Annotated in this window: 16 protein-coding genes; 9 read left to right on the plus strand and 7 right to left on the minus strand. The window is 59.1% G+C overall.

Annotated elements, in window-relative coordinates:
* The first annotated feature begins 138 nt into the window (after window positions 1-138).
* Both G5253_RS13380 and G5253_RS13385 read left to right on the plus strand, forming a co-directional pair.
* Window positions 139-2,115, plus strand: coding sequence for a methyl-accepting chemotaxis protein (locus tag G5253_RS13380; protein ID WP_227342410.1), 1,977 nt, complete (start codon window positions 139-141; stop codon window positions 2,113-2,115).
* A 193-nt stretch (window positions 2,116-2,308) separates the two neighbouring features.
* Window positions 2,309-2,542, plus strand: coding sequence for a hypothetical protein (locus G5253_RS13385; RefSeq protein ID WP_019446771.1), 234 nt, complete (start codon window positions 2,309-2,311; stop codon window positions 2,540-2,542).
* A gap of 171 nt (window positions 2,543-2,713) precedes the next feature.
* Here the strand turns inward: G5253_RS13385 and G5253_RS13390 are convergent, their stop codons facing one another.
* Complete coding sequence (locus G5253_RS13390) at window positions 2,714-3,616, minus strand: LysR substrate-binding domain-containing protein (protein ID WP_266135070.1); 903 nt, start codon at window positions 3,614-3,616, stop codon at window positions 2,714-2,716.
* Window positions 3,617-3,810: 194 nt separating this feature from the next.
* Between G5253_RS13390 and G5253_RS13395 the strand changes: the two genes are divergently transcribed.
* From G5253_RS13395 to G5253_RS13425, 7 genes are all read left to right on the plus strand, one after another.
* A complete protein-coding gene (locus G5253_RS13395; protein ID WP_266135071.1) occupies window positions 3,811-4,209 on the plus strand; it encodes a DUF6404 family protein in 399 nt (132 codons plus the stop codon).
* Window positions 4,196-4,558, plus strand: coding sequence for a VOC family protein (locus G5253_RS13400; RefSeq protein WP_266135072.1), 363 nt, complete (start codon window positions 4,196-4,198; stop codon window positions 4,556-4,558). Before G5253_RS13395 ends, G5253_RS13400 begins: the two co-directional genes overlap by 14 nt.
* Window positions 4,559-4,823: 265 nt before the next feature.
* A complete protein-coding gene (locus tag G5253_RS13405) occupies window positions 4,824-5,414 on the plus strand; it encodes a HEPN domain-containing protein (RefSeq protein WP_266135073.1) in 591 nt (196 codons plus the stop codon).
* A 209-nt stretch (window positions 5,415-5,623) separates the two neighbouring features.
* Complete coding sequence (locus tag G5253_RS13410; protein ID WP_064336428.1) at window positions 5,624-5,920, plus strand: putative quinol monooxygenase; 297 nt, start codon at window positions 5,624-5,626, stop codon at window positions 5,918-5,920.
* Window positions 5,921-5,985: 65 nt separating this feature from the next.
* On the plus strand, window positions 5,986-6,789 hold the full coding sequence (gene dkgB / locus G5253_RS13415) for a 2,5-didehydrogluconate reductase DkgB (protein WP_216953294.1): 804 nt from the start codon (window positions 5,986-5,988) through the stop codon (window positions 6,787-6,789).
* A gap of 487 nt (window positions 6,790-7,276) precedes the next feature.
* A complete protein-coding gene (locus G5253_RS13420; RefSeq protein WP_266135074.1) occupies window positions 7,277-8,455 on the plus strand; it encodes an MFS transporter in 1,179 nt (392 codons plus the stop codon).
* A gap of 167 nt (window positions 8,456-8,622) precedes the next feature.
* Complete coding sequence (locus G5253_RS13425) at window positions 8,623-9,294, plus strand: NAD(P)H-dependent oxidoreductase (protein WP_266135075.1); 672 nt, start codon at window positions 8,623-8,625, stop codon at window positions 9,292-9,294.
* Window positions 9,295-9,407: 113 nt separating this feature from the next.
* On the opposite strand, the gene G5253_RS13430 is transcribed toward G5253_RS13425, so the two are convergent.
* The 6 genes from G5253_RS13430 to cydX all read right to left on the minus strand — a co-directional run bounded on the left by G5253_RS13430 (window position 9,408) and on the right by cydX (window position 13,165).
* Window positions 9,408-10,016, minus strand: a complete 609-nt coding sequence (locus G5253_RS13430) for a DoxX family protein (protein WP_064338242.1) — start codon at window positions 10,014-10,016, stop codon at window positions 9,408-9,410.
* Window positions 10,013-10,807 carry a putative DNA-binding domain-containing protein gene (locus G5253_RS13435; protein WP_266135076.1) on the minus strand — a complete coding sequence of 265 codons (795 nt, stop codon included), beginning with the start codon at window positions 10,805-10,807 and terminating at the stop codon, window positions 10,013-10,015. The genes G5253_RS13430 and G5253_RS13435 overlap by 4 nt, the downstream gene beginning before the upstream one ends.
* On the minus strand, window positions 10,800-11,657 hold the full coding sequence (locus G5253_RS13440; RefSeq protein ID WP_201995465.1) for a DUF692 domain-containing protein: 858 nt from the start codon (window positions 11,655-11,657) through the stop codon (window positions 10,800-10,802). Before G5253_RS13440 ends, G5253_RS13435 begins: the two co-directional genes overlap by 8 nt.
* Complete coding sequence (locus tag G5253_RS13445) at window positions 11,645-11,974, minus strand: hypothetical protein (RefSeq protein ID WP_201995464.1); 330 nt, start codon at window positions 11,972-11,974, stop codon at window positions 11,645-11,647. Before G5253_RS13445 ends, G5253_RS13440 begins: the two co-directional genes overlap by 13 nt.
* Complete coding sequence (locus G5253_RS13450) at window positions 11,967-12,926, minus strand: MBL fold metallo-hydrolase (RefSeq protein ID WP_421203509.1); 960 nt, start codon at window positions 12,924-12,926, stop codon at window positions 11,967-11,969. Before G5253_RS13450 ends, G5253_RS13445 begins: the two co-directional genes overlap by 8 nt.
* A 128-nt stretch (window positions 12,927-13,054) precedes the next feature.
* Window positions 13,055-13,165 (minus strand): cytochrome bd-I oxidase subunit CydX, encoded by a 111-nt coding sequence (cydX, locus tag G5253_RS13455; protein ID WP_005337572.1) that lies wholly within the window; start codon window positions 13,163-13,165, stop codon window positions 13,055-13,057.
* Between the last annotated feature and the right edge of the window lie 4 nt (window positions 13,166-13,169).

The raw sequence follows: 13,169 nt of genomic DNA on the forward strand, positions 1-13,169 counted from the left end.
GGCCCTCCCCTCCCGTTGCTCCCCCTGTTTTTATCTGGTGAATCTTGTTCTCACCAACCGTCACAACACAATTGAGTTCTCTATCTATAATCATCATCTGGGTCGCATATGCGGCCTTTCTTTATGGAGGAGAGAAATATGGAGAGGGCGATACACCGTTTTACACTGCACTCACTCTGGTCAGGGCTCGGGATCCGCACCCGGATCCTCTCCGGCGTAGCGATACTGATGGTTATCGCCATCAGTTGCATCACCCTGATCCTCGAGCAGATATCCCACACGCAGGCACAGCAGCGGGTCGAACGCTATGAGCTGCCAAGCAGTGTGGACCGCATTGCCAACCAGCTGACCGCCCAGCTGACCCAGCACCTGACCGAGGCGCAAGCGCTCGCCAGCAACAGCTTCGTCATCGACTGGCTGACCGCTGGCATGCCAGAAGCTGAGTGGCCCGAGATGGAGCGCTACTTTCAGGCTCTGCAACGACGTCTCGGCGGTAACGTCTTTATTGCCCCTCGCCAGACCAACACCTTGCTCAACTTCAGTGACGGCCCCACCGCCCAGAAAGCGCTGAGCGAGTCAGACCCGAAAGATGAGTGGTTTTACGGTTTTCTCCAGCGCAATCAACCTTACGAACTGAACCTCGACATCTCCGATTTCAACCAGCGAGCCTCCCTCTATATCAACACCGCCGTCACCCACGAGGGCAATACCCTGGCGGTGGCCGGTACCTCCATCGACATGAGCACCCTGAGCAAGCTCATCAGCAGCTATCGGATCGGCAAGAGCGGTCAGGTCTATCTGGCGGACATGGAAGGCAATATCGAGATCCACCCCGCACTGGAGCAAAAAGATGCCGCTCACCATCAACAATCCTTTCTCGATACCGTCAAACGGCTTATCCCCAAGGCTGGGGAACAGGTGGCAGTTGAGGCACTGACGCTGGAGGGAGAAACCTACCTTCTTGCTGTACGCTACATCCCCACCCTCAACCGGCTGCTGATTGGCGAGATCAACAGCGCCGAGTTGGAAGAGGGATTACATGAGTCACGCCAGCTCATCATCATGGTGTCGCTCGCCATCGGCACTCTGGCGATGCTGGCCTCCGCCTGGTTGGCTCACTCCATCAGTCGCCCGATTCGTCAGGCTGCCGATGGCATGCACCACATCACCGCCGATCGGGATCTGGCGACCCGCCTCGACTTCTCCGACGAGTCGGAGCTGGGCCAGATGGCCCAGAGCTTCAACCGGCTGATCCAGAGTCTTAACCAGAGCTTCTCCCGCTTCCAACAATCGGGGAGTGCCCTCTCCGCCCAATCCTCGCAAACCCTTCATCAGGCGCAGGCACTGGCGGGAGAAGCGTGCCAGCAGGCAAGGAGCATCCAAGAACTGACCAATGTAGTCGCTGCCATCGGCAGCAATGCCGAGCAGATCGCCAGCCGTTCCGAGGGGGTCAGCGACGTGACCCGGCGCATCGCTGACCACATGCTCAGTGTCGAACAGGATGTGATCCAGAGTGCCGATCGTCTCGATACTTTGCGCAGCAGCATCGGCACCTCGTCCGCGCTGCTTGAAGAGGTGGTCAAGGACAGCAACAACATCACCCAGATCATGAACCTCATCCGCGATGTCTCGAACCAGACCAACCTGCTGGCCCTCAATGCCGCTATCGAGGCTGCCCGGGCAGGGGATATGGGGCGGGGCTTTGCGGTGGTGGCCGACGAGGTGCGCCAACTGGCGGTGCGCACCCAGACCGCCACCAAGGATGTGCAGGATCTTATCTTGCGTCTGCAGGAGGGTACTCGGCAGGCCAGCAGCTCGATGGCAGGCTCCCACACCCTGAGCGAAGAGGGCTATAGCCGGATGCATCAAGCCAGAGAGGTGCTGGTCGATGCCACCAGCCAAATTAACCAGACAGCAAGGGAACTCAACGAAATCAGCGCGCTGGCACAAGCTCAGGATCAACAGATGGGGCAAGCCAGAGCTGCGCTTGACGAGCTGGCCATGGTGGCCGAGCATCAGCGTGAACACGCAGAGGAGAGCAATGCCGCCAGCCGCGAACTGTTCGAACTGGCCAAAGCCATCGACGAGCAGATCCGCCAATACCGGATTGGCTAGACCCGGCGCTTCCCCCTCTCCCTCTCAATAACCAAGACGCCACCGCAGGGTGGCGTTTTCATTTTGCAAATCATTTTGCCTGCGCTCTCGAAACGGGAATGACGACAAGACTTGCAAGCCATTGATAATTAACATTAAAAAATGTGGAACGGCCATTGCTTAGTGATATCAGACTCAACAGAGGGATATCGCCATGAAACCCACCACCAATCAAGCGCCCGTAGCCCACGTCGCCACTCAAAAAGAGACCCTGACCCCCCGCGAAGGCACCTTCCTGATGATGGTGGCCCAACTGGTGGTGCTCACCTGCATCGTACTGGCCGCCACCGTCGGCGGCCTCTCCTGGCAGTGGACCCTGCTGCTGGCCATTCCGCCGGTGATCGGCGGCGCCCTGCTCAGCCGGGTATGGGGCAAACTGCCCCGCTAACTGTGCTTCAGCTCACACACCTTCCCGAACCGGCGGCCGACCCTCAAGTCGGCCGTCTGTTTATCTGCCACCAGGCTAATGCTGATTGGCCGCAACGAAGGCGCGGCTTGTTCTTCGCCAAGCAAACCGCAGCAACGAACCGTTCAAACAAACCGCACAAACCAACCTGCGCTAAAGGGTATGGCTGCCAAGCTGCTCTTTAAGAAAATCGAGCCAGACCCGTAGCCGGATATCCCGCTGGGCATCGGAGTAGAAGACTGCATTGATGGGGCGCGAGGCGCCGCTGTTACTGCGCGCCAACACCTCCACCAGCGCGCCGCTCTCCCGATCCGGCCCGGTCATGAAATCCGACAGACAGACGATCCCCTGCCCCGCCAGCGCCAGCTGACGCAAGGTTTCGCCGCTGCTGGCTCGCAGGCTGGGGGTAATGGCAAAGCGATCCCCCTGCTCGGCACTGAGCAGCGGCCAGTGGTTGAGGTGATCGGGATGCAAAAAGCCGAGCAGCTCGTGACCGCTCAGCAGATCCGCCGGTTGGCGCGGGGTGCCGCGCTCGCTCAAATAGCCAGGGGAAGCCAGCAGCCGCAACCGCGAACGGCCCAGTGGCAGTGCGCGCAGTGAGGAGTCGGTCAGCTCGCCGATGCGGATGGCCATGTCCACCCGCCGCTCCATCAGATTGATAAAGCCCTCCGAACTGTGCAGCTGCAACTCGATGGCAGGGTAGCGGCGGCGAAACTCGCCGATGATCGGCACCAGCCGGTGCAGAATAAAGGGGGTAGCGGCATCTACCCGCAAGATCCCCTCTGGTTGCTCCCGGCGCATCAGCAGATGCCCCTCCGCCTCGCTCATCTCGGTCAGGATCTTCACCGCCCGCTGATAGAACCAACTCCCCTCCTCGGTCAGACTGACCCGGCGGGTGGTGCGATTGAGCAAAACGGTTGAGAGCTTCTCCTCCAGCCGCTTGATGCCACGGCTCACCACCGAGTTGTCCATGCCGAGGTTCTCCGCCGCCTGGCGAAAACTGCCCGCCTCCACCACCGCCACAAACAGGGTCAGTTCATCAGAATGGGTCTTCATTGCTGTTATCCGGACAAGAGTAATGGGCCTTTATAGGCGCAGCCGCTGTGGATTGGCAAGCGTGCGGTGAGGCCAGTTCTTTTTTCTACAGAAAAAGAACGTGACCGCGAGCCCACATCATGCCCGCGATTTGTCAGTACAATGCAGCCTGAAAAGCACCGTATGACACCACTTATTTCACAAGGATGAATACCATGACATTTGAAGAGCGGCTGGCCGCCGCCCATCAGGAGCTGGCTAACAAAGGGGTATGGCAGTCCAACTACAATCCCCCCTTGTTCTGGTTGTTGCGCCAACTGGGTTGGTCTGTCAAACCGCCACATTACGAGAGCTGGCTTACCAACTTTCTGGTATTTGGCATCGGCCTTGGACTGATCTGGAGCATACTGTTGTGGTTTTTCAGCTGGCAACCCATGGGAATGGATCTGCTATTTGCTCTACGTCAAACCGCATTTTTTGCGGGATTTATCGGCCTCATTATGGCCAGTGTCCTCAGGTTACGGCATAAGCAACTTAAACTGACCCCGTGGGAACAACTTGCTGAGCCCAGCGATGCTGATGATGAGGGAGACGAACTGAATGAAAGCCCATGAAAAACTGGACTATGTGGAGTTTGCTGCGCGAGATCTTGCCGCTACCAAGGCATTCTTTCAGGCCGTATTTGGCTGGCAATTTGTCGATTACGGCCCCGACTACTGCGCCTTTGCCGATGAGGAGCTGGATGGCGGCTTCTATCGGGCGGATCAGTGCAACCTGACAGATCAGGGCGGCGCCCTGCTGGTCTTCTACAGCGCAGATATTGAAGCGACCCAAGCCAAGGTGAGCCAACACGGAGGCATCATCAACCGCCCTCTTTTCGATTTTCCCGGTGGCCGTCGTTTCCACTTCGTTGAGCCCAGCGGCAATGAGTTTGCCGTCTGGGCTGAACCGGCTTGTGCGTGATGGGTTAGTGGGAGAAGCATCCACACGATGCGCCCCAACAATATCCATAATCAGCCGTGATCTCTTACAAATATCTAAAAATACTAATTAATAACTTGTTTTGTGATCTTGCCGATGCAATTCTTTGGAAACAATGAAGTATCATCGACATTCAATGCTAATGTTTGTTATTAGCATGATGCTGCTCTTGTATATATGTTTTTCATATCCATACATTGAATACCAACCATACAATATTTAAATACCGTTTTATCTGGAAGGGATTATGTCAAAAGCAATTCAAGGATTTGAATACGCAATAAAGGATGCTGAAGAGTTATTAGCCCATTTTGATAGTGTAAATGCAAACCCACCTCCACCAAACAGCGAAGTACTAAAACGAGCAGGACTTGTAATGGCACTCACTGCATGGGAAACCTATGTAGAAGATCGTGTTGTCGAAGAAATGCATAAAAAGCTTGCGATTGTTCAAGGTAGCTATCTTGGTGATTTTATATTAAAAAAACTTCATGCAGATTTGAAAACATTCCACAACCCTAGCTCCGATAAAACAAAACGAATTTTTCAAGACTATTTAGGGTTTGATGTCACTGAAGGGTGGCGGTGGTCAAATTACGAGCCAGATAAAGCCAGATCAACATTGAATCAATGGATTAAGAAGCGTGGGGATGCAGCCCATCGATCAAAACCTATAAACTCAGGAATTCCATCAGCTCATTTGATTAAACGTGACGAACTTGAAAAAGTAATCAGATTTATAAAAGACTTGGTGAAGGCCACCGACAACTATGTCAATGAAAAGATAGATCAGCACCATGCTTCTGTTTTTGAGAGACAGCATCAGATATCAAGCTAAACAACTGAAAAAAAGTGCTGTATCTTGGCGATTCCATAATAACTACGCAAGTCTATACAGCTCTAACTATCACTTGACACCGACTTTGTCGGTGTCATTTATCGGATCCCATTGCTGCTCTCCCCTCAATACTGTTTTGCGACCAGCGCCCTGTTTCCAGCAAGTCACGACAAGCATACTGACCCTTCGTTTTTGCCAAGGAGGTTCAGATGTCATCACCCGTGATTGTGATTGCCCAGCTTGAAGCCAAACCCGAATTCGCCGCCCAGTTTCGCGCCGCCCTTGAGCCGCTGATTGCGGCCACGCTGCAAGAGGCGGGCTGCCAGCGCTATCAGTTGCACCAAGACTTGGACAATCCCCACAGCTGGATGCTCTACGAAGTGTGGGAGAGCGAAGCGGCCCTCACCGCCCATCAGGGCCAACCCCACTTTACCGAATTTGTCGCCAAGGCCGAGCCCTGGTTTGCCAGCAGCACCATTCGCCGCTATCAGCCACTGGGCGCCTGACTGGCCCTAGAGCCTGTTTCTGTTCAGCCCATCAAGGGCCAACCACCACCCCATTGAGGAATAAGATGATCAATATGCCACCCATGGGTCTGGGCACCTTCCGCCTGAAGGGCGAGCCGCTGCTTGCCACCCTGACCAACGGTCTGGAGCTGGGCTATCGCCATATCGATACCGCCCAGATCTATGACAACGAAGCCGAAGTCGGCGCCGTGCTGACCCGCAGCACTGTTGCCCGCCACGAGATCTACCTGACCACCAAGGTGTGGACCAGCGAGTTTGGCCCGGGCAAGGTGCTCCCGAGCCTGGAGGTAAGCCTGGAAAAACTGGGCACTGACTATCTGGATCTGGCGCTGATCCACTGGCCCTCCCCCAAGGATGAGGTGCCGATGGCAGTCTATCTGGAGCAGTTGACCGAGGCCAAGGCCCGGGGCCTGACCCGGGAGATCGGGGTCTCCAACTTCACCGTGGCCCAGCTCAAACAGGCTATCGAGATTTTGGGGCCTGGGGCCATCGCCCACCAGCAGATCGAGGTTCATCCCCTGCTGCAAAACCGCAAGGTGGTCGAGTTCTGCAAAGCTAACGGTATCGCCGTCACCGCCTATATGCCGCTCGCCTATGGCAAGGTGCTGAGCGAGCCGCTGCTGATGGAGATTGGCAAACGCCACGGGGTATCGGCTGCACAGGTGTCGCTGGCCTGGCTGCTGGCGCAGGACATGACAGTGATCCCGAGCTCCACCAAGCGGGAGAATCAGGCTGCCAATCTGGCCGCTCTCGATATCGCCTTGAGCAGCGAGGAGATGGCCGCCATCGCCACGCTGGATCGGGGTGAGCGCTGCGCCAACCCGGACTTTGCACCAGATTGGGATTAAACGGGAAGGGAGACATGGGCTCTCTTGCTTCGACGGCGGATACCGGCAACTCTCACGAGCCTATTGCAACTGCGAACTATCCCCTCTCCCGACGGGAGAAGGGTGCAAATAACGCTCAACGACATTTTTCAGCAAAATCGGGAGGTATCATGCCTCCCGCTTTTTTTGCCCTTTCATCTCACTCGTTGCTCATTCCCCCACGCACAGCAGGTTCAGCCAACCCTGTCTCCTTCCATTACCCCCGCCCCCGTTTCCTCTTTATACCCTACTCGCTCAACACGCTTTGTCTCTGCTTTCCAGTCACTTCGATCTCATCTCTCTTCCCCCCTCTTTGCGGCCACTCTTGTCTCTCCCATTCCCCTCCTACTCATCGCCATTGCTGCTGATTTGGCAAAAGTAATTTGATGTCACCGTCATTTTTGCCAACAAAACCCATCGGCATACTGGCGCCATTCTCCCGTCGGGAGTCCCTAACCAAGGAGTTGTTATGCCACTGGCGTTATTTGCCCTTACCCTGAGTGCCTTTGCGATAGGCACCACCGAATTTGTGATCGTGGGGCTTATCCCCACCATTGCCGAGCAGCTCAATGTCTCGCTTCCCTCGGCGGGCCTTCTGGTCAGCCTCTATGCCCTTGGCGTAGCCATCGGCGCCCCCGTGCTCACAGCGCTGACCGGCAAGGTGCCGCGCAAGTGGCTGCTGGTAGGGCTGATGGCGCTCTTTACCGCCGGCAACCTGCTGGCCTGGCAGGCCCCCGGTTACGAGAGCCTGATTGTGGCCCGCATCCTGACCGGATTGGCGCACGGGGTCTTCTTTTCGGTAGGCAGCACCATCGCCACGGGTCTTGTGGCCAAAGAGAAGGCAGCGAGCGCCATCGCCATCATGTTCAGCGGCCTTACCGTGGCGCTGGTGACAGGCGTACCGCTCGGCACCTGGATTGGTCAGGTCTTTGGCTGGCGTGAAACCTTTCTGGTGGTAAGCCTGCTGGGCCTCATCGCCATGGTGGGTAGCCTGCTGCTGATCCCGGGCAACCTGCCCAAGGGAGCAGCCTCGACCATCCGCGAGCAACTCTCGGTACTGACCAAGAAGCCGCTGCTGCTGGTCTACGCCAAGACCGCCCTCGGTTATGGCGGCGCCTTCACCGCTTTCACCTTCCTCGCCCCCATCCTGCAGCAGGTGAGCGGCTTTAGCGCCGGTGCGGTGAGCCTGATCCTGCTGGTGTACGGGGTATCGGTCGCCATCGGCAATATCTGGGGTGGCAAGCTGGCCGACAAGATGGGTCCCCTGCCGGCGCTCAAGCTGCTGTTTGCCGGTCTGGCGCTGGTGCTGCTGGCCCTCACCTTCACCTCCCCCCATCCGGTGCTGGCCGTGCTGACCGTGCTGGTGTGGGGCGCCTTTGCCTTCGGCAACGTGCCGGGTCTGCAGGTGCTGGTGGTCAAACAGGCCGAGCTGCACACCCCCAAGGCGGTGGATGTGGCCTCCGGCCTCAATATCGCCGCCTTCAACGTTGGCATCGCGCTGGGCTCCGTCGTCGGTGGCCTGGTGGTGGAGCACCTCGGCCTGATGCACACCCCCTGGATCGGCGCCCTTATCGTACTGCTGGCCTACGGACTGACCCATGTCAGCGAGCGCCGCGAAGCCGTCCGGCTCGCCGCCTGTCAGGCATAAGCTGCGCCAGCAGGCGTCACGCAAGGGCGTGGCGCCTGCTGCAATCGGTGCGGCAGGCTTCTATGCTGTGACACAGCGTCAACCCGGCAACTATTTCAGCAACTGTTTCAGTCACTTTTTCAGTAACCAAGCCTGTCACCCTCGCATCATTTGCCACGGAGTCTGTTATGAAGGTGCTTATCGTCTATGCCCATCCCGAACCCAAAAGTTTCAACGCTGCCCTCTTCTGCCACGCCATCAGGGCGCTGGAGCAGGCGGGCCACACGGTGATGACCAGCGATCTCTATGCCATGGGCTTTGATCCCGTCTCGGATCGGCGCAACTTCACCGCCGCCAGCGATCCCGATTTTCTCAAGCTGCAGCTTGAAGAGCTGGCTGCCACCGAGCAGGGCAGCTTCGCCCCGCTGCTGGAGCAGGAGATGCAAAAGCTGGAGGCGGCCGATCTGCTGATCTTCCAGTTCCCGCTCTGGTGGTTTGGTCTGCCCGCCATCCTCAAGGGGTGGGTGGATAGAGTCTTTGCCATGGGGCGGGTCTACGGTCAGGGTCATATCTACGAGAGCGGCAAGTTTCGCGGCAAGCGGGCGTTGCTGAGCCTCACCACCGGCGGCCCTACCGAGACCTATCTGCCCGACGGCTTCAACGGCGATATCGACGGGGTGCTGCGCCCCATCCAGCGCGGGATCCTGCAATTTGTCGGCTTCGATGTGCTGCGCCCCCATATCTGTTATGCACCGGTGCGGGTCTCGCAAGAAGAGCGGGAAGCCTGGCTCGCTCAGTGGGCCGAGCGCCTTGGCCAGATTGAGCAGGAGTCCCCCATCGCAGTCGGCCGCTACCAGTAGCGGCTGACGCAGCTGACACTCTCCCCACACAGCACAAAAACAGCGAGCGGCCCTCGGCCGCTCGCTGTTTTTCACGCTCTGTCGTTATGGTTTTTGTTATCCGTGGGCAAGCCTTATGCCGCCTGTTGCACGCCTGCTTTGCCGGTCACGGCACGTTTGAGCCAGTAGTCGAGGCTGACGTAGCGGCCCCCGCCGTAAACCAGCAGCACCAGCAGCATCACGAAGTAGGTGGCGGCAAACTCCATCCCGTTGTTGAGCATCACGGGATCCCCGAGCTCCGTGATGTAGTTGTAACGACCGGGGAAGTTCGCCGCCAGCCACTCGATAAAGCCGTTGAGGCGCAAGGTGGCCTCCATGCTGCCGGTGGCGATGGCATCCCAGCCGTGCTTCCAGTGCACCATGGCACTCGCCACGCTCATCAGAAAGATGGTGGGAATGGCCATGATGCGGGTAAAGAGGCCAAGGGCGATGCAGATGCAACCCAGCACCTCGGTGCCCGCCGCCAGAAAGGCGAGCAGGGTCGGGAACGGCAGGTTGAGCCCTCCTTCCGAGACCGGGGCACCAAACCAGGCGACCGTGCCGGCAAACCCCATCACCTTGGAGTGGGCCCCCACATAGATGACCGGAATGAGATAGAGGCGAATGGCCAGCAGGGCCAGAAAATCGAGCCGCTTGCACTGGGCTACCGCCCGCTCGTACCACTGGATCAGGGTGTTGTTCATGGGAATTCTCCTTGGTGTTTGCTAAATGAGGGCAAGGGAGTGCCAGTCTGGCGCTCACCGACGGGCAAGGTCAGCAGACCCAGCCGGTGAAAATGGCGTGCCCACTCGCTCAGATCAAAGTCGCTGCGAACCTGTTGTACCTGTTGCAGGAACGCGGCTTGGGTGATCCCCGGTTGCTGTTGCAGCAACTGGATCAGCGCCACGTCCCATTCGCGCAACCGCTGGGTCACCACCTGATGCTCCGGGCTGCGAAACAGGCCATAGAAGTGGTTGCCCTGCCGGGTCGGCACCACGCCGCTGCGACGAATGGCAAAGGGGAGCTCAAGCAGTTGCAGGGTGGGATTGAGCACAAGCGGACTCTCCGCCGTCACCTCAACCCCCGATATAACTTGCGGCACCACCCCTTCATCAATCTCGACACAGAGGCAGGCCCACTCGTACTCCAGCAGCGCCAGCCGCTGCTTGGGCCAGTTGAGAGAGCCCTCACTGTGGCGATGCTGCACATAGCGGACAAACTCGGTGGCGATATGGTGAAACTCGGGGGTCTCGGCGCCGTGCTGGATAACAAAGCCCTCCACCAGCAGCCACCTGTCCACCGGCGCCCAATGAGCGTGGGTGAGCACAAAGGCACTCTCCAGCACCGACTCCACATTGGCACGCACGCTGCGGGCATAGTGGCTGGCGATGCCATCCTGCGGCAGCCGCACCCGGCTCGCCAGCCAGGCGGTCTGCAGCTGCATCCGCTGCGGCGCCGTTTTGGGCGCAGTGATCAGAGATAACCGTCTACCCATAACGCACCTCCCGCACCTGACTGTCGATCGCCTCGCAACAGGCGCCGTGCACCCGCGCCAGCTCGGCCTCCAGCTCTGCCAGCGGTGGCAGATGGTGATCCCGCTCCAGCAGCAGGGGGCGCAGGCCGTGGGTCTGCACCGTATAACGGGCCAGCGCTACCACCGCCTCGCACACCGGTTTGCCATGGGTATCCAGCAAGGTGCCATCCGCCTCTTCCAGATGACCGGCGATATGAAAATAGCTGATCGCACTGCTCGGCAGCCCGGCAATCATCCGCTTGGGGCAGTAACCGTGGTTGCGGCTGTTCACAAAGACGTTGTTGATATCGAGCAACAGCTCGCAGCCGCTGCGCGCCACCAGCTCGGCGAGAAAATCCTCCTCCGGCATCTCGTGGTCATAGCCGTGGTAGTAGGAGATATTTTCCAGCACCAGCGGGCGGGCCAGCGCCTCCTGCACCTGCGCGATCCGCTCGGCCAGATAGGGGATGTTCTCCCACTGGCGCGGCACCGGTAGCAGTTCGTAGAGATAACCCTGCTGGTCGCGGGAAAAGCTCAGGTGCTCGCTGTAGATCTCGATGCCGAACTCGTCCAGAAAGGTGCGGATCTGGCTGAGCAGGGTGCGATTGAGGGGCTGGCAATCGCCGAGGGAGAGGCTGAGGCCGTGGGCCACCAGCGGGTACCGCTCGGCGATCCGGTGCAACTGCTCGCGCCTGGCGCCGCCGATGGCCATCCAGTTCTCCGGCGCCAGCTCGAGAAAGTCGATGCCGGGGCGGACGGGGCCGGAGCAGAGCGCATCCAGATGCTCCTGACGCAGCCCGATCCCCCGACTGCGGGAGCTTATTGGCCGCATACCCCCTCCGTCATCTTGCTGCCCTGGCTGGATGTATTGCCATCAATCCCCTCTCCCACCACGCCACACTTGCCATCGCGAGCGCGCACCAGCCGCCCCTGCGGATCACTGTCGAGGGCCTGCTTCTCGAAGCGCTTCTCGGTGCCGCACTTGCCCGCCGCACACTTGCCGCCGTGCTGTTCGCTGGGGGCGGCCTTGACCGGCGCATCGCTCGGGGTGGCCGCCAGCGCCAGCCCCGGAGTGAGGGCAATCAGGCTGGTCATGGCGATGGAGAGGGTCAGTTTGCCGGTGGTTTTGTTGCTGCTTGAGTTACTCATGGGCGGACTCCTTGACGGATGAAACGGGGTAGCTGGAGAGATCGCGGGCGGCCACGATCTGGCCGTGGAACTGCTGTTTGACGATGGCCATCGCCTCTTTCTTGTGATTGAGGCCGACCCCCATCCAGTGGTTGAGCACCAGCAGCTTGGGGTTCACCTCGGCGGCAATCTTGGCCACCACCGACGGCTTGGCGTGAAGCGAGGCGGAGACAGGGTCGGCCCCTTCGTGGATGGCGAGCGGCATTACCAGAATGTCGGCCCCCTTGGCAAACGGCACAAAGGCCGGGTTGCTGCCGTTCTGATCTGCAGAGATAACGATGGTTCCCTCGGCGCTCTCGATGCGATAGGCCAGACAGGGCACGTCACCGTGAGGGATGCCGAGGGCGGTGATGGTCAGCCCATCCTGCTGATAGACGGTGTGGGGCTGCGGGCTCTGGTAGGGCACATCGTGCAAGGTGATGGGGAAGAGGCCATCGGTGCCATCCTTGAAGCCGCTCAGGTAGGCATAAGCGCCCTTGTCCTTGTTGAAGAGGGCATCAAAGTAGCCGCTCATGCTGGGGAAGGCCGAGCCGGCCTCTGGCCCCGCCAGATCCAGCGGATCGCTGCGCTCGAAGAAGTAGGCCCCCTTGAGCAGGGCGGGCAGGTCGGTCACATGATCGGTGTGAAAGTGGGTGATGCCGATAAAATCGACCTCTTCGAGCTTGGCCCCCGCCTGGCCGAAGCGCAGGTAGACGCCGCCACCGGCATCGATCAGGATGCGGGATTTCCCCTTCCACCAGATCACCTCGCAGGAGGAGGCACGCAGGTCGTCGGAGATGGGGCCGCCACTGCCGAGCACCTGCAGGGTGAAGGTTTTATCCAGTGGTGTCAGTTGTACCGGTTCGGCACAGGCCGGGGCGACGGTGAGCGCGCACCCGATGGCCAGCGCCACCGCTTTCAATCTCTGTTTCATCACAATTACCTGTCGGTTGGTTGTCGGTTGAAAGTGTGTCGTTTGTGTCGTTTAAAGAGGGGGAGAGAGGGGCCGATGGCGACGTGTGAACGCCAACCACCGGCCGTGGCGGGGCGCGAGCCCCGCCGTCAGTTACCGTCCCGTTCGTCCGCCTGCCAGCGCGCTTCCAGCCAGAGCAGGTTGCACAGGCCCAGCAGCAGGGCGAATCCGAGGCCCAAAATCCAGGTGAAGTACCACATAGCA

Source organism: Aeromonas sp. 602658, from assembly GCF_049173005.1.
GTDB lineage: Bacteria > Pseudomonadota > Gammaproteobacteria > Enterobacterales > Aeromonadaceae > Aeromonas > Aeromonas veronii_A.